We start from the raw sequence: 16,091 nt of genomic DNA, 5'->3' as shown, positions 1-16,091 counted from the left end.
ATTATTTTTAGATAACCAATCACGGAGAACACCCTTTAATAGTGGCTATAGGCCGTTGTTTAATTTTCCAGGTGCGAGAACAAAAATATCGGGTACTATTAAACTCATAAGCTCAGACTATTTTCCTCCAGGCTCAAAAGGTAATGTTGAGATTACTTTTATAAAGGGAATGATAGATGATAGTCATTTTAAAGCTGGGACGAAGTTTACTTTTGATGAAGGGCGGAACATTTTGGGACAAGGGGAGATTAGGTAAGATATGAACGCTGAATAAGCCGAAATTGTTACCCCCGTAATAATTAGTAGAGGAGTACCGTATCCGCGAGTTTCTGTTAATGGGTACGGATTGGGTTCCCCTTATTTGCTTTTTTTCCTACCTTGCTTCCCAAAAAACGGGATGCCCACATCTATCCTCTCCACCTCCAAAGATCCGCTGACTAAAGCGTTCATCGCCGGAAAATCCGACGTTACACTCGCCCTCTTGCATCACTTGCTGCAACAGTATCAACAACTGGAGCAGCAGATCTATCTGTATCCTACCAAATCTATGCTGGGTATAGGTATCAACGATCACCGTATTGCCTGGATAACACAACTGGGAAAGAATTTTGTGCACATTGTTTTCCCTTTCAAAAAAGCCTATCCGGATAATTTATGTTTCCAGAAAATAGCACAGGTACCGGGAGATGCCCATCAGTTTAACCATCATTTCCGGATGTACCTGCCGGAAGATGTGAATGAAGAAGTGTTGCAGTTTATGAAATTGTCGTTGTCATCATTCTGACGCTAACAAAGGTGGGCGAGCGGTAGTGGGGTGAAGATAACCCAATACGGTGGCGCCATTTCTCCGAAACGTGGAGATAGTTGCCGGTTAACTAAATAAGGAATCTTATATTTATGAAGTAAGCCATTCCTTGTTTTTAAAAAATCCTGGTATGAACAACCACCTCCGGCCAGCGTCGCGAAACATGATTGAGTCCATCCTGGTACTGTTATTACTGCTGGCGTTACTGCTGGCACTCTACCAGGTATTGCATTTATTTTTCGGGGTACTCACTTTTGCACTGATCTTTTCCGTTTCTTTTCATCCGCTGTTTGAGCGGATGGTACGTTGGTTGGGTGGTCGGAGAAAGCTGGCAGCTACCTTATACGCTATTGCGCTGGTGGCCATCATTGCATTGCCCGTTACTTATATCATTGCGGAGATGAGTGCGCATGTCCGGGATTCGCTGCACTGGATAAGGGATGTACGGGACAATGGGTTGCCGCCGTTACCGGCCTGGGTAGTAAACTTACCTTATATAGGAGCAGAAATTAATTCTTTCTGGCTGCATATGCAGGAGAGCCCCAAGGAAACATTGAATACACATGAACAGCCTATAAGACTGGTATTGAATCATATCGTGAGCAGCGGGGCTGGTATTATTGGTACGGCGGTACAGCTGATCATTGGGATTATTGTCTCCGCCTTTTTCCTGGTAGGGGGAGAAAAAGCAGTCAGACCAATCCGGGCGGCAGCGCAGCATTTGCTGGGCCGTAAAGATGGCGCTGATTTGCTGAATGCCACTACCATGGCAGTAAAAGGTGTTTCCATTGGTGTAATGGGCACCGCATTTATCACCGCTATCGTAGCCTGGATAGGACTTACTGTGGCGGGTATCCCCTTTGCATTGGGACTGTCGGCCCTGATCTTTTTCCTGGTAGTGATACAGATAGGTCCGCTCGTGGTATGGGTGCCGCTGACCATCTGGATGGCCACACAAGGTCATACCGGCATGACGGTGTTCCTTGCCATTTATGGCGCCGGCATCCTGGTAGGAGAAGCCATTCTAAAACCTGTGCTGATTGCCCGAAGCGGTAAACTCCCTTTCCTGGTGCTGTTCATCGGGGTAATAGGTGGGGTGGCTGCCTGGGGCTTTACCGGCATGTTTAAAGGCGCCATCATTGTAGCGGTGTTCTATACTATTTTTAATTCCTGGCTGGAACGCAAAGATGGTACAGAACGTAAAGAGGCTACGCCAGCTGCAGAATAGATAGTAACTTCGCGGGAATCATCCGATCAATAAATTATGAAAGCTGCTACTATCAGCGAAATAAAGAAAGAACTGAATACACTGTCGCCGGCAGAACTGTCGGCCCTGTGCTTACGCCTGGCCAAATATAAAAACGATAATAAGGAGCTGCTCACCTATCTGATGTTTGAAGCACATAACGAACAAGGATATGTGGAGTCCGTAAAAGAAGAAATAGATAGAGGGTTTGCAGAAATGGCCGGCGATAAATTATACCACGCCAAAAAGCGGTTAAGAAAAATACTGCGGATAACGAATAAGCATATACGCTATACTGCTTCCAAACAAGCCGAAGCAGAACTCCTGATCTATTTCTGTACTAAAATGAAACTGGCAGGTTTACTATCTTCCTATAGTGTTCAATTAAATAACCTCTATGAACAGCAACTCAAAAAAATAGGGAAGGTGATTGCCGCGCAGCATGAAGACCTGCAATATGACTACCAGCAACAGTTGAACCGGCTGGCAGGAGAAGAGTAATGGACGAAGCCAGTGAAGGCAGCTGCACGGGTACCACACGGAATACATCAAACCTGTCAGATACAGTGCATTATTGTAATGCAGATGTGACATGTACAATTTTATCTGCTTTACCCCATTGCCACAACTGCTGAAATACCGCCCGCAGTGATTCTCCGCGTTCCGTTAAACGATATTCTACTTTCAGCATCGCTGCTTCGTACGAAGTGCGATGCAATAGCTCCCGCAGCTCCAGCTCCTTCAACTCCGCTGTGAGCATGCGTTCTGTGATAATAGGAATAGCTTTTTTTATTTCGCTGTACCGGCATACGCCGGAAAACAGCTGATGCAATATCATCGGTTTCCACCGCCCTTCAATAAGCGACAAGGTGTAGGATATGGGGCAGGCGGCAATGATCTTCTGCCTGTTTTCAAAATTGGTGGACTGTACCTTTCTCATAGTGCACTTTTTACGTTTTCACTATATCCGAACATTTTTGTTCGTTATTGTAAAAGTAAAGATACCGGCGCACATTTGTATTCATATCCGTCATGGATATACGATAAAAAAAGTATTTATGAAAAGCTACCATGTAAACTTAGGCGCAGGACTATCCGGACTAACGTTGAAAGATCATACCATTCCCACTCCCGGCCCCCGCGAAGTGCTGATCCAGGTAAAAGCCAGCTCCCTCAATTATAGGGAAATCATGATCCTGAAAGGGTTTTATCCGTTACCCGTAAGACCGGATGTAGTACCATTATGCGATGGCGCCGGAGAAGTAGTGGGCATCGGCAAAGCTGTTACCCGCGTGAAAGTGGGCGACCGTGTAGTGGGACAGGTATTTCCGGAGTGGGTAGATGGTCCTTTTGCATTAGACTACGCCGCACAATTGGGAGGCTCCATGAATGGTATGCTGACGGAATACGCGGTGCTGCCGGAAGATGCCGTGTTGCAGATTCCTCCGCACTTGTCTTATATAGAAGCCGCCGCATTGCCCTGCGCAGGCTTAACCGCCTGGAATGCACTCACTGGCGGTAGGGGGTTGGTAGCTGGTCAAACCGTGCTCACACTGGGTTCTGGCGGGGTGTCCCTGTTTGCTCTACAACTGGCGAAAGCGGCTGGCGCCCGTGTGATTGCCACCACCTCCAGTGAGGAAAAGGCCGCGAAACTCAAAGCACTGGGAGCCGATGAAGTGATTAATTATGTGACGCAACCAGACTGGCACCTGGAAGTACGCGCCCTCACAGGTGGACAAGGCGTAGATCATGTGGTAGAAGTAGGAGGCGCCGGTACGGCAGAAAAATCAATCCGCTCCGCCCGCATGGAAGGAGAAGTAGCCATGATCGGTAGTGTGGCCAACGAACCGGTATTGTTTAATATTAACCTGATCCTGTACGGCATGGTCAACCTAAGACCTGTGGCAATTGGCAGCAAGGCGCAGTTTCAGGAAATGATCAACCTTGTTCGGGTACATCATCTGCAGCCGGTAATAGATCGTGTATTTCATTTCAGAGAAGCGGCAGCCGCATTTGCTTATTACATGGAAGGCAAATATTTTGGAAAAGTAGTGATCGATCATAGCGGCCTTTAAAAGGCTTCAGCAAAATTAATGTAGAAGCCCCGCCAGTTGCCCGGCCCGAAGCCCATATCGAAACGCAGGTTGGTATTGTTTTTACTGTCTACCCGAATCCGTATGCCCAGGCCATACGAAAGATGGAAACCGTCCAGCGATAAATCACTGTAGCTGTCGGCTACGCGGCCGGTACCCACCCAGGCGGTGGCGCCAAAAATGTTCCAGATAGGTGCACGATATTCCAGCTGTCCATCTACCAATACATTATCCCGGTAGGCGCCCATGTAATAGCCCCGCATTTTGCTGTCGCCGCCCATTTCTGCCAGTTCGTAAAAAGGTACATCCCCATGCGTAAACGTAGTGGTAGCCTGTATGGCAATCACATGTTTCAGCCAGGGATTGAAATATTTGCGCAAATCTATGTCGAGCCGGGTATATTGGTAAGCACTGCCCAGAAAAGCAGGATGATACAACACCGTGCTAATGGCATAAGCGCCCTTGGAGGGGTTGTAACGGCTATCACGATTATCGAAGGCGGTAGAAATACCCACACCAAAGGAGAACCCACCTTCCAGCCCGGGAACATTGTCGCGGATCAGGAAGCTGTTGCTGTCCGGCTGCACACTGAAGTAATCGGATATGGTGATGGCCGGTCCGGCATAAAAGTTTTTAAACCACTGCCGCAAGCCGGTGGCCGAAAACTGGAAACGGCTGTATTGCACTTCTTCGAAAACGTCTTCCGAAATATCATTGCCGATGCCATAAAGGTATTCCGGTTGCTTCTTATAGTTGACATAACTCATGATCACGTACTTGTTTTCCTTCAGCACCATTTCGGTAGATACGGAAGCATTGATCCGGCCATTGCTGGATACCGTAAAGACCTCCGATAACTTGGAAGGTTTGGAGATGGTATCTTTTTTTGAAAAATGCAGCAGGTTATATTTTGCCAGCCCCACAATATGGCCGGCCTCAGTGGTATAAGAGTAGAGCGGTACCGGAATGATCTTAAAAAGCGCCTCCGCTTTTTTATTGAATTTATCAAATTTGGATACCTTTTTCGGAGGTACGCTATCTGTTTTTGGAGAAATGCTATCTGTTTGAGCCCGGGCAGGGAAATAAATACATAGCAATAACAGGATAAACAGGATGGGGCGATATTGGTAGCTTGGAGTATAGATCACGGGCTGAAAATTTAAAAAGACCATCAGCCAGTTGACCAATGGTCTTTCTATATTTCATTAAACATGCCGTTTGTCTTTTTGTTCGGCCCGGTATCAGAAACTAATCTGCCCGCAGGCTTTTTACCGGGTTAACCAGTGCTGCCCGGATAGCCTGAAAGCTTACGGTAACAAGGGCAATGAGGCTGGCGAGCAATCCTGCACCGGCAAACATCCACCACTGTATGGAAATCCGGTAGGCATAGGCCGAGAGCCACTGACTCATCGCATACCAGGCAATAGGTGTGGCAATGAGTAAAGCAATCAACACCAGTTTGAGGAAATCGCCAGACAGTAGTCTAACGATGCCGGCTACACTGGCGCCCAGCGCTTTGCGGATACCAATCTCTTTTTTCCTTTGTTCGGCGCTGAAAGCGGCAAGACCAAATAAACCCAAACAGGAAATCAGGATAGCTATGAGGGTGAAGTAGTTGATGATGCGGGAAAGCGTGATTTCCGTTTCATACTGCTGTTGTACCGCTTCATCCAGGAACACATATTCAAAAGGTACATTGGGCAGAAAGCTTTTCCAGGTAGCCGAAATTTTGCCCAGCAGTGCTTTATAGTTTTTGCTGTTACTGTTGATGATAATATGGGAGAAGTCAGTAGGATCCGTATCATACATCAGCATGAACGGACGTACATTATCATGCAGGGAGTTGTAGTTAAAGTCTTTCATCACCCCGGCTATTTCAAAACTAACAGGGGTACTCGCTTCGGCAGACTGGGAAAAGATGCGCTGACCCGGAGCAGTAGCTGTTTTCAATCCGAGTTGTCGTGCCATGGTTTCATTGATCAGCACACGGCCCGAATCAGCAGCCCGGAAATCCCTGCCGGCACTGAGTTGTATACCCATGGCGGTAGAAAATTTTTCATCGGTGAGCATATACTGCGTTTCCACCGCATCGTTCACGTTAGTGACAGCGGTGTGGATGTGCATATCGTTAAATACAAACTGACTGGGGTAGTTGTTAGACATGCCCGCTGCTTTTATTTCCGGTAGCTGCCGTAAGGCGGTTGCCAGGCCAGTCATCTTGCTTTTGGCGTCCTGGGTATGAAAACTGAGCACCAGTTGTTGATCTTTTTCAAAACCAAGGTCCCTGCTTTTGATATAGTTTAACTGGCTGTAAATAGTAATAATACCGGTGATGAGCACAATAGACAATACAAATTGAAATACCACCAATGAACGACGGATGCCGGCAGCGGAAATTTGATTGCTGAAATTTCCTTTCATCACCTTAATGCTGTTGAAGGCAGAAAGATAGAAGGCAGGATAGCTACCGGCTACGAGGCCGGTGGTCACAATTAATGCTGTGATCATTAACCACAGCCGGTAATCGCTGAGCAGGTCCAGGGTTACATCTGCCTGCGTGACCATATTCAGATAAGGGAGCGCCAATGCCAGCAGGGGCAGTGCCAGCAGCACCCCGATGGCCGATAGCAATAAAGATTCTCCCAGGAATTGTTGGATAAGATCATTTCTTTTAGCACCCATTACTTTGCGGATGCCTACTTCTTTTGCTCTTTTAGCTGCACGCGCAGTAGAGAGGTTCATAAAGTTGATGCAGGCAATCACCTGTATCAGTACGGCGATCAACAGCAGCAGGTACAGGAAACGGGTACTCACCGTTTTACCCAGACCCAGATCGTAGGTGGTGCTGGTATGCACCTCCCGTATGGGTTGCAGGTGCAGCACTTTTTCCATGCCTATACTTTTTAATTGTTGCCCGCCGTGTTGCTGTAGGAAGGCCGGTAGCTTTTTTTCCAGTGCTGCGGGATCGCTTGCAGGGTTTAGCTTTACATAAGACGACACAAAGTTATTGCTGGCCCAGGAATCATTTTGCAGGATGAAATCACCGATGCCACCGCTGTTCATGGAAAAGAATACATTCGCCTGAATATGTGATTTACCCAGACTTTCATCCACTACACCATCTACCTTAAAATCGTGTGTACTACCGGCATTTTCTATCCGGATGATTTTTCCGGTAGGGTCGGTGCTGCCGAAAAGTTTTTCTGCCACGCTTTGTAACAACACTACCGTATAGGGGCCGGACAATGCTGTAGCGGCCTGTCCGCTAACAAAATGATAAGTAAAAATATCGAAGAAGGTAGAGTCCACATAGGCGCCTTGCGTAACATAGAGGGCTTTATCCTGGTAATGCAGCAGCTGCCGGTTATCCGACATAGGGATGGAGATCCGGGTGTATTGCTGTATTTCCGGGAAATCATTCTTTAATGCCGGCGCTATGGGGGGAGAAGTAGTGGCAGCGTTGTGCACATCTCCCGCTCTTTTTAACGAGGAGTTGATGCGGTAAATGTTTTCCGCCTGTTTATAATGCTGGTCATAGCTGTACTGTTCCCGCACATAGAGGAGCATATACAAACAACACACCGTACCTGTAGCTAATCCGAAGATGTTGATGAAGCTAAAAGACCTGTTTTTCTGAAGAAAACGAAATGCAGTAAGGACGTAGCTTTTGAGCATATTAATTTAGAGTATGGAACAGGGGGCACTAACGCAGTGCCAGAAATAGACGATTTAAAAATCAATGAATTATAATTTATCAAGGTAAGAAACTGTCCGTTTTTGCACAAGGGGCGTTCAATTCTGAGCGAAGGATATCGATAAATAAATCCTAAAATTCTTATACAAGGGATGGTTATTTGTTCTCTTCACCGGAAAATTATACTTTGTAAGGAGTCGTAATAAAATGTTTGCATGAAAGTTTTATTTGAAACGCCCCGGTTACAATTGCGCACGTTCGCTGCCTCCGATGATACTTTCGTCCTGGAGTTGCTGAATACGCCCTCCTGGCTGCAGTATATCGGCGACCGGCAGATCAGAACGCTCGCAGATGCGCAACGGTATATTATGAACAACCTGTTACGCCTATACGCAGAACAGGGATATGGTGCGTGGGTAGTAGTGTTGAAAGAAACCGGAAATCCTATTGGAATTTGTGGATTATTTAAGAGAAGATACCTGGAGCAACCCGATTTGGGATTTGCTTTTTTGCCGCAGGCAGAAGGGAAGGGATATGCTTATGAAGCCGCTACGGCTACAATGGCCTATACAAAACAACAACTGGAATTACCCCGGTTGTTTGCCATCACCCAACCGGATAACCACCGGTCGGTGCGACTGCTGGAGCGGTCTGGATTTACTTTACAGGGCACTATTCAGCCGCCCGGTGAGACGGCAGAACTAATGCTGTTTAATATTGAACTGGGACAATGATCACCCTTGTCTGTGCCGTTTATATGCCGACAATACCTTGTTTAGCACGAGGTAAGTGAGTGATCCGATGCACAACACCACAAGTCCTGTCCGCAGCCAGGTAGCAGCGGTAACAGAAAGCCCGATTCCTGTACCGAGTGCTACATAAGCAGCCAGACAAATAGGACATTTCGGCAACAGTGCGAGGGTAATTCCCGGTAATAACCACCGCACTGTTTTAACGATACGTTGCCGGAATGTCAGCGGACCTGTGGTCTGCACAACCGTTGTTTTGCGGGTGTCGCTGCCCGTAGCGCCACCGCAGGAACAATTTGTTTTCATGATGCCTTTTCTTCGGAATGGCAACAGGAACCCGTTTCATCTTCGTGATATCTGCCTGTATTATCTACATGTCCTTTCGCATCGTATTTGTCGTGATGACGCACCCAGGCCGTTAGATCACCGTTTTCCCCTTTTTCATTACGGCCCAAAGGCGCAATGTCCAGGTAGTTGTAAGTGGTCAGCTGTAATTCGCCACCACGGCCATAGGTCGAATAAGTGTGGTAGATATTACCATCTTCATCTTTGTAAAAAGCACTGATACCCTGCAGGTCTTCCAGATGAGTAGGTAAATTTTCCACAATGCCGTAGTTGTAATATACCTGCCCCTTTTCGAGGTCTTCTTTCCGGAAGGATACGTGATAGTCGTAGTTGAAATCACTGCCGCCGGAAGACACCCATTTGAAGTTCCAGCCCATGCGTTTTCTAAAAGCCTCCAGCACCGGCAAAGACGCCCTGGATATCACCGCTATAGAAACGTCGTGGTGCTCCAGGTGTGGCAGCACACCATTGATGGAATCTGCTGCGAAAGAGCAGCCTACACAACCAATGGTTTCATGGGGACCAAACATAAAATGCTGGACGATCAGCTGGCTGCGGCCGTCAAAGAGGTCGGACAGGCTTACCTTTCCTTCCGGACCATCAAAGACATAGTCTTTTTCTACCTTTTCCCAGGGGAGTTCCATCCGTTCGCGGGTAAGCTCATCGCGCAGATGGGTGTATTGTTTTTCTTTTTCGAGGAATTTTGTCCGGGCGGCCTGCCATTCTTCCGGAGAAACTACTTTGGGTGTGGGACGGGCTTCAACAATTTTATGTGCAAAACCAGTCGTTACGTTTGTACTCATGATTTTTATTATTTTAGGTCTTACAAATCTCCCTTGTTAAAAGCAAATTTCACCTGTGCAAACACGCCTAATTTAGGGGGCATTTGTGCCAGCGGAATAGATTATTTTTGTAGTGTATCATACACGAATTACCATGAAGACAGTTTCCTTGCTGATTTACGAAGACGCTATTTTATCTTCTGTGTCCAGTGTAATGGATATGTTGTTGGGAGTGAACCGTTATATGGTGGAGACTGGCCGGGAACCGGCCTTTCACCTGGAGCTGGTCAGCGAGAAGATGAAGAATATTCAACTACATATGCCGGCACAGTTTATTTGTTACAAAACCATTGATGAGGTAAAGCAGACAGATCTCATTATGGCGCCGGCTTTTGAAGGAGATCCTACAGTGGTGCTGCACAAAAACAAAGCAATGGTAGACTGGCTGCGCACCATGCACGCCTGCGGCACGGAGATCGCCAGTTTGTGTTTGGGCAGCTACTTCCTGGCAGAAGCAGGGTTGCTGAAAGGGAAGTCATGCACCTCGCACTGGATGGCCCTGGAAGATATGCGCACCCGGTATCCGGATATCAACGTGCTGCCAGACAGGGTGATGACAGACCAGGAAGGCATTTATACCAGCGGCGGCGCTTTTATTTCCCTGAACCTGGTGTTATACCTGATAGAGAAGTTTTGCGGCCGGGAAGTGAGTATCTGGACCAGCAAAATGTTTTCTATTGATATGGACCGGGTTAATCAGGCGCACTTTGCCGTATTCCAGGGGCAACGCCGTCATGAAGATGAAGACATCCTGAAGGCACAGGCATTTATTGAAGAACACTACGATCAGCAGATTTCCATAGAACAAATTGCGGAACAGGCGAACATGAGTAAACGGAATTTTATTCGTCGCTTTAAAGTGGCCACACAAAATACGCCACTGGAATACCTGCAGCGGGTGAAGATTGAATCTGCCAAAAAAGAGCTGGAGAGAAATACCCAGAACATCAGCACGCTGATGTATAACGCCGGTTATAACGATCTGAAAACCTTCCGGCAGGTGTTTAAACGCATTACTGGTTTAACACCACAGGACTACCGGAAAAAGTATTGCCGCGCAGTATCAGAGTTGAGCAATTGAATGTGATATCTTTTGCCGGCACAGACAGTATTTAAATCAGCCACTTTAATCCCATTTATTCCGTTTTCAGGCTTTTTACCGGATTCATTAACGCGGCTTTGGTAGACTGATAGCTGACCGTTAGCAGTGTAACCAGTACGGTACTGAGGCCCGCCACTACAAAAAGCCATACCGATACCGTGATGTGGTAGGGGTAATTTTGCAGCCATTGTTGCATAAAGTACCACGTAACAGGAGCGGCTATTATCAGGGAGATGATAACCAGCTTTACAAAATCTTTTGACAGGAGCATCCATACATTGGCGATAGACGCGCCCAATACCTTCCGTATACCGATTTCTTTGGTGCGTTGTTCCGCCATGAAAGACGCCAGTCCCAGTACGCCCAAACAGGAAATGAAAATGGCAAGTACGGCGAACACGGTAGCCAGTCTGGCTATGCGTTCTTCATCCGAAAACTTTTGTGCATAGGCATCGTCTGTAAAGGTATAATCGAATGGACCTCCCGGATTAAATCGTTTAAACACCGGCGCTATTTTGGCCAGCGCTTCGTGCATGGGCATGGTGGGATTGATGCGTACCGTCATGGCATTCATCATACCATATTGCAGACTGAAAATAGTAGGCGCAATGGGCGCGTAAGGCGATTCCATGATCATGTCTTTCACTACACCGGTAATGATACGGGGCTGCCCGTTTAAATAAATGGCGGCTCCTACCGGATGTGTAAGCCCCATGAGTTTTACGGCAGATTCATTTAAGATAAGGGTGCCGGTATCTGTAGCATAGCTTCTCGAATAATCACGTCCTTCTTTGATTTGCCAGCCAATAGTATGGCCATAGTCGTGCGTTACCCCAATTACACCAATGGGTGTTTTGGCATTGGCAGTTTTGCCGTTCCAGGTCACCTCAGTATTATAGCCTGGACTTTGCGTAGAAGGAATATCAGATTTGGCCATATCTGCCACTGCACCGGTTTCCAGCAATGCATTTCTTAGCGCATCATAGGGGGCGCCATACATTTCGCCGGTGCTCATGGTCACATTGATTAGTCCTTCCCGGTTATATCCTACCGGCCGGTTTTTGCCATATTGGATCTGCTGATAAATAATCACCGTGCCGGCGATCAAAGCAATAGATACGCTGAACTGCACTACCATTAGGGTATTGCGGGGAAGTAGGGAAAAGCGCCCTGTCGTTGCATTTCCTTTTAATACTTTAACGGGGCGGAAAGAAGACAGGTAAAAAGCAGGATAGCTGCCTGCCATCAGACCGGTGAATGCCGTGAAGCCTATCATCGCTATCCACAGCCAGGGTTGTGCAAACGGGATGCTGAGTTGCTTTTCCGTTAATTGGTTGAACAGCGGCAGCAACGTATATACGATGCCAATACACAGTACAAAAGAAAAGAAGGATAACAACAACGACTCGCTGAGAAATTGCCAGATCAGCTGTGTACGCGTAGAGCCTATGGCTTTGCGGATACCAACTTCTTTAGATCGTTTGGCGCTGCGGGCCGTGGCTAAGTTCATGAAGTTAATGCAGGCCAGCAGCAGTACGAGGGCGCCAATGATACCAAACAGCCATACCAGTTTTATTCTGCCGCCGGAAACCTGTCCGTTTTTAAACTCGCTGTACAAATGCCATTTATTCATAGGGTGCAGCAATAATGTTTCCGTGCCTCCCTTGATATGTTTTTGCGCAATGTCTTTGATATGGGCATTGGCTTTGTCGATATCTACGTGATCATTCAGCTCTACATATAATTTCCAGTAGCGGTTATCCCATTGGGTCTGTGCATCTTTGAGCCAGGGAAGTGTGCTGATGGCTTTATCCCAGGAAAGAAACAACTGTGTGCCGTGGAAAGTAGTGTTTTGTGGCAGGTCTTCGAATACGCCCCCCACCTGCAAGTCGGTGCGGTTATCGAGGCGGAAGCCTTTGCCGGTAGGGTCGGTATCTCCAAATAAAGCCTTCGCCAGGGAACGCGTGATGAGCGCTGAAGAAGGATCTTTCAATGCATCTCTTTTGCCACTGATCATTTTCAGGGTCAGCATCTCCGGTAAATCAGGCTGCACCCATACACCCGACTGGGATAATTTTTTATCACCTACTGCTACCGCATGGGTAAAGTTGGGAAAAAGTATCGCTACATGCTTGAAGTCATTTGCATAATTGTTGCGAAGTTCATCTGCCAAAGGTATAGCAACAGACTCGCTGGTATTGCTTTCTCCGTTGAGGGTTTGTACATCCATCACCTGTGCAATGCGGCGATGATGATCATGCCAGTGGTCAAATGACAGCTCATCCCATATCCATAAACTAATCAGAAGGGTAACAGCCATGCCCACTGCAAGACCAATAATATTAATCGCCGAATACCCCTTGTTTTTTAGCAGATTACGGAACGTGATTTTTAACAGCTGCATTCTTATGAAATTTGAAACCAGGATAACGGGAAAATTATACCGGATATAATTTATTTGATAATAAATGTATTTATAGTTTGTTTATATTGTTAATATGTTCGTTTTTAGTACACGTAGTGATCGTTTTTATCTTAGCGGTCCGGCATAATTAGTTAACTTCATTACAAAATTACTGCTATGGAAAAGGCAATCATTCATTTGGATGGTAAAGACTACCATATACTACCCGGCAATGATAAGGAAAAAACATACATGGTGGAGATAGACAGCCACCAGGTCACTTTCCGGCCCGATGAAAGCGGGAAACTCAGGGCTTCCCATGATCATATTCCCAATGAATTTTTATCCCGACTGGCACAGAAAATAGAATCCTATTTTTTCTGAGCCGTAACTTGTACTTCCTTTCCATTGACTTTTCCTATTTTTATCCCTTGAAATCAGCAGACCAGTATGAACAGAATTATGTATAGCCTGCTGTTGTTATTAGGTGTTAGCACGATAGCAACAGCACAGGAATTGTATATGCCCCGTAATATTAAACAGGCATATGCAAATCAGACAAGAGACAAGAGCGGCGCGCCGGGTAAGCTTTATTGGCAGAACAAAGGCATCTATAATATTGAACTCTCGGTGAACCCGCCAAATAGAACCGTAACGGGCGTGGAAACGATCACCTACGTGAACAACAGTCCGGATGCGCTGAAAGGAATGATGCTGCGGCTCATTTGTAATCTTCACAAATTTCAGGCGCCCCGTTCCGGCTATGTGAGTAAAGACTTTTTGACGGACGGCGTAAGCATAGATGGTTTGGTGATTGAAGGAACTCCAGTAAAATTCAATAATGATGTAGGCACCACAGCATGGGTGGCATTGCCAAAACCACTACCGGCGAAAGATAGTATTCACCTGCGTATCAACTGGCATTATGATTTGTCGGTGTTGAGTGGCAGAGAAGGCATGATAGATAGTACTACCGCATTTATGGCGTATGCATATCCGAGAGTATCTGTGTACGACGACTATAACGGCTGGGATGGTATAGAGCATACCGACCGGGTAGAATTTTACAGTGACTTCAACGATTACAACGTAGCCGTTACCGTGCCTAAGAATTTTGTAGTATGGGGTACCGGTACCTTGCAAAATCCCACAGAAGTATTACGTCCGGCTATTGCGAACCGCCTGCAACGCTCTTTCACTTCAGATACCACCGCGCATATTGCCAACCGGCAGGAAATGGCGCAGGGAGCAGTGACCCAACAACAGGAGCACAATACCTGGAAATTTAGTGCCACGCATATTGCAGACGTTACTTATGCTACCAGTAATCATTATGTATGGGATGCCGCCAGTGTGGTGGTAGATAGCAGCACCATGCGCCGTTCCAGCATACAGGCAGCCTACAATGATTCCTCGGCAGACTTTCATCACTCTGTCGCATTTTCTCATAATGCATTAAACTGGTTCTCTCATCAATGGCCGGGTGTACCTTATCCATTTCCTGTGATGACTGCCGTGCAAGGGTATGCAGACATGGAATATCCTATGATGGTAAATGATGGCTCCGCAGGCAATGACCTCAGTTTTGCCCAGCTGGTACAGGACCATGAAATAGCACATACTTACTTTCCCTTTTATATGGGCATCAACGAAAGCCGTTATGCCTTTATGGACGAAGGCTGGGCCACCACCTTCGAATACCTGATCGGTATCGCAGAAAAAGGAAAGGAAACGGCAGATAATTTCTACCGGAAATTCAGGGTGAACAGATATACCCACGATCCTTCCACAGAAGAAGATCAGCCAATTATTTCTATGTCCAACCAGGTGAGCGGGATGGGCTACGGCAGTAATTCCTACGGAAAAGCGTCTTTGTCTTATCTCGCATTGAAAGACATGCTCGGAGATGAGCTGTTTAAAAAATGTTTGCATGCCTATATGAACAACTGGCATGGTAAACATCCTATTCCCTGGGATTACTTTTATTCTATCAATACCGCTGCCGGACAAAACCTGAACTGGTTCTGGAATAACTGGTTCTTCAGCAACAACTATATAGATCTTACCCTGACAGACGTGAAACTGAATGCCAAAAAAGCATCACTTCGTATAGTCAATACCGGTGGTTTCGCTATTCCTTTTGATGTAGTGATTACTTTCAAAGATGGCACTACAAAAACTGTGCATCAAACACCGGCCGTATGGAAGGCGAATGCAAAAGAAATAACGCTGAATGTGCCTTACACAAAGGATGTACAGGCAATTAAGCTGGATGGAAATTTGTTCATGGATGCGAATGAGAAGGATAATGTGTGGAAGCAGTAGTGGCGGAGAAGATTTTTGGAGAGCCTCCAGGTCGTGAGATCTGGAGGCTTTTTTGTGATTCCGTTTTTCTTTACATTTTATTGTAAAGTGGCGGGGGGAATGCAGGTAATTTTGCAGTGTTAGGTGGTGGTATCAAGTTAATCCAACGATCTGCCAAGCCTACAATGAATCAGCTATGCCTTGGTGGGAAACCTATAACTACTCAGGCCTGGATTTATTTCTCTCTCTAATTAAATAATCTTTATGCCAGAACATCAAAATATTGAGTACAAGCAGTCCTGGAAGGATGAACATCTTAAATGGATATGTGGCTTTGCCAATGCACAAGGGGGGAAACTACTGATTGGCGTTGATGATAGTGGAATAGTCATTGGAGTGGATTGTTATAAAAAACTAATGGATGAAATTCCCAATAAAGCAGTTAGTCATTTGGGATTGGTGGTGGACGTTAATCTGTGTAAAAGAGAAGATCAATTTTATATTGAA

The 16,091-nt window shown here is 46.4% G+C and carries 15 protein-coding genes and 1 pseudogene; 10 read left to right on the top strand and 6 right to left on the bottom strand.

The features are described 5' to 3' along the window. From VIP81_RS05755 to VIP81_RS05740, 4 genes and pseudogenes are all read left to right on the top strand, one after another. A pseudogene (locus VIP81_RS05755) lies at nt 1-256 on the top strand (hypothetical protein); the annotation flags it as partial. Nucleotides 257-397: 141 nt separating this feature from the next. Continuing rightward, a complete protein-coding gene (locus VIP81_RS05750) occupies nt 398-784 on the top strand; it encodes a hypothetical protein (protein WP_331957518.1) in 387 nt (128 codons plus the stop codon). A 151-nt stretch (nt 785-935) separates the two neighbouring features. Beyond that, the gene (locus VIP81_RS05745) at nt 936-2,033 is read left to right on the top strand and encodes an AI-2E family transporter (protein ID WP_331957517.1); all 1,098 of its coding nucleotides are present in this window, start codon (nt 936-938) and stop codon (nt 2,031-2,033) included. A 36-nt stretch (nt 2,034-2,069) separates the two neighbouring features. Further along, entirely contained in the window at nt 2,070-2,552 is a 483-nt protein-coding gene (locus tag VIP81_RS05740) for a hypothetical protein (RefSeq protein WP_331957516.1), read from the top strand. Nucleotides 2,553-2,622: 70 nt separating this feature from the next. Here VIP81_RS05740 and VIP81_RS05735 read toward each other — a convergent pair whose 3' ends face one another. Next, nucleotides 2,623-2,991, bottom strand: a complete 369-nt coding sequence (locus tag VIP81_RS05735; RefSeq protein WP_331957515.1) for a helix-turn-helix domain-containing protein — start codon at nt 2,989-2,991, stop codon at nt 2,623-2,625. A 118-nt stretch (nt 2,992-3,109) separates the two neighbouring features. Here VIP81_RS05735 and VIP81_RS05730 point away from each other — a divergent pair, with 118 nt between their 5' ends. Then, entirely contained in the window at nt 3,110-4,126 is a 1,017-nt protein-coding gene (locus tag VIP81_RS05730) for an NAD(P)-dependent alcohol dehydrogenase (RefSeq protein WP_331957514.1), read from the top strand. Here the strand turns inward: VIP81_RS05730 and VIP81_RS05725 are convergent. Both VIP81_RS05725 and VIP81_RS05720 read right to left on the bottom strand, forming a co-directional pair. After that, on the bottom strand, nt 4,123-5,292 hold the full coding sequence (locus VIP81_RS05725) for a BamA/TamA family outer membrane protein (protein ID WP_331957513.1): 1,170 nt from the start codon (nt 5,290-5,292) through the stop codon (nt 4,123-4,125). The genes VIP81_RS05730 and VIP81_RS05725 overlap by 4 nt on opposite strands. Before the next feature lie 100 nt (nt 5,293-5,392). Next, nucleotides 5,393-7,819 (bottom strand): ABC transporter permease, encoded by a 2,427-nt coding sequence (locus tag VIP81_RS05720; RefSeq protein ID WP_331957512.1) that lies wholly within the window; start codon nt 7,817-7,819, stop codon nt 5,393-5,395. Between the two features lie 234 nt (nt 7,820-8,053). On the opposite strand from VIP81_RS05720, the gene VIP81_RS05715 reads away from it, so the two are divergent. After that, entirely contained in the window at nt 8,054-8,572 is a 519-nt protein-coding gene (locus VIP81_RS05715; protein WP_331957511.1) for a GNAT family N-acetyltransferase, read from the top strand. On the opposite strand, the gene VIP81_RS05710 is transcribed toward VIP81_RS05715, so the two are convergent. Both VIP81_RS05710 and VIP81_RS05705 read right to left on the bottom strand, forming a co-directional pair. Further along, entirely contained in the window at nt 8,573-8,893 is a 321-nt protein-coding gene (locus VIP81_RS05710) for a hypothetical protein (RefSeq protein ID WP_331957510.1), read from the bottom strand. Next, complete coding sequence (locus tag VIP81_RS05705; protein WP_331957509.1) at nt 8,890-9,735, bottom strand: thioredoxin family protein; 846 nt, start codon at nt 9,733-9,735, stop codon at nt 8,890-8,892. Before VIP81_RS05705 ends, VIP81_RS05710 begins: the two co-directional genes overlap by 4 nt. A 133-nt stretch (nt 9,736-9,868) precedes the next feature. Between VIP81_RS05705 and VIP81_RS05700 the strand changes: the two genes are divergently transcribed. Beyond that, on the top strand, nt 9,869-10,855 hold the full coding sequence (locus VIP81_RS05700; RefSeq protein WP_331957508.1) for a GlxA family transcriptional regulator: 987 nt from the start codon (nt 9,869-9,871) through the stop codon (nt 10,853-10,855). Between the two features lie 55 nt (nt 10,856-10,910). Here the strand turns inward: VIP81_RS05700 and VIP81_RS05695 are convergent, their stop codons facing one another. Beyond that, entirely contained in the window at nt 10,911-13,280 is a 2,370-nt protein-coding gene (locus VIP81_RS05695) for an ABC transporter permease (protein WP_331957507.1), read from the bottom strand. Nucleotides 13,281-13,457: 177 nt separating this feature from the next. On the opposite strand from VIP81_RS05695, the gene VIP81_RS05690 reads away from it, so the two are divergent. The 3 genes from VIP81_RS05690 to VIP81_RS05680 all read left to right on the top strand — a co-directional run. Beyond that, the gene (locus VIP81_RS05690) at nt 13,458-13,664 is read left to right on the top strand and encodes a hypothetical protein (protein WP_331957506.1); all 207 of its coding nucleotides are present in this window, start codon (nt 13,458-13,460) and stop codon (nt 13,662-13,664) included. 66 nt (nt 13,665-13,730) lie between these two features. Continuing rightward, nucleotides 13,731-15,605: a M1 family metallopeptidase gene (locus tag VIP81_RS05685; protein ID WP_331957505.1), complete on the top strand. Its 1,875-nt coding sequence runs from the start codon at nt 13,731-13,733 to the stop codon at nt 15,603-15,605. A gap of 243 nt (nt 15,606-15,848) precedes the next feature. Beyond that, nucleotides 15,849-16,091 (top strand): ATP-binding protein (locus VIP81_RS05680; protein ID WP_331957504.1); only part of this gene is annotated, 243 nt, incomplete at its 3' end.

The sequence above is a fragment of the Chitinophaga sp. genome (genome assembly GCF_036566945.1).
In the GTDB taxonomy this organism is placed as follows: Bacteria; Bacteroidota; Bacteroidia; order Chitinophagales; family Chitinophagaceae; genus Chitinophaga.
This window is presented reverse-complemented; position numbering and strand designations above follow the sequence as displayed.

Excerpts from the sequence above, each read along its gene's own strand:
- VIP81_RS05750 (WP_331957518.1), top strand. The coding sequence starts at position 398 with ATGCCCACATCTATCCTCTCCACCTCCAAAGATCCGCTGACTAAAGCG.
- VIP81_RS05745 (WP_331957517.1), top strand. The coding sequence starts at position 936 with ATGAACAACCACCTCCGGCCAGCGTCGCGAAACATGATTGAGTCCATC.
- VIP81_RS05740 (WP_331957516.1), top strand. The coding sequence starts at position 2,070 with ATGAAAGCTGCTACTATCAGCGAAATAAAGAAAGAACTGAATACACTG.
- VIP81_RS05735 (WP_331957515.1), bottom strand. The coding sequence starts at position 2,991 with ATGAGAAAGGTACAGTCCACCAATTTTGAAAACAGGCAGAAGATCATT.
- VIP81_RS05730 (WP_331957514.1), top strand. The coding sequence starts at position 3,110 with ATGAAAAGCTACCATGTAAACTTAGGCGCAGGACTATCCGGACTAACG.
- VIP81_RS05720 (WP_331957512.1), bottom strand. The coding sequence starts at position 7,819 with ATGCTCAAAAGCTACGTCCTTACTGCATTTCGTTTTCTTCAGAAAAAC.
- VIP81_RS05715 (WP_331957511.1), top strand. The coding sequence starts at position 8,054 with ATGAAAGTTTTATTTGAAACGCCCCGGTTACAATTGCGCACGTTCGCT.
- VIP81_RS05710 (WP_331957510.1), bottom strand. The coding sequence starts at position 8,893 with ATGAAAACAAATTGTTCCTGCGGTGGCGCTACGGGCAGCGACACCCGC.
- VIP81_RS05705 (WP_331957509.1), bottom strand. The coding sequence starts at position 9,735 with ATGAGTACAAACGTAACGACTGGTTTTGCACATAAAATTGTTGAAGCC.
- VIP81_RS05700 (WP_331957508.1), top strand. The coding sequence starts at position 9,869 with ATGAAGACAGTTTCCTTGCTGATTTACGAAGACGCTATTTTATCTTCT.
- VIP81_RS05695 (WP_331957507.1), bottom strand. The coding sequence starts at position 13,280 with ATGCAGCTGTTAAAAATCACGTTCCGTAATCTGCTAAAAAACAAGGGG.
- VIP81_RS05690 (WP_331957506.1), top strand. The coding sequence starts at position 13,458 with ATGGAAAAGGCAATCATTCATTTGGATGGTAAAGACTACCATATACTA.
- VIP81_RS05685 (WP_331957505.1), top strand. The coding sequence starts at position 13,731 with ATGAACAGAATTATGTATAGCCTGCTGTTGTTATTAGGTGTTAGCACG.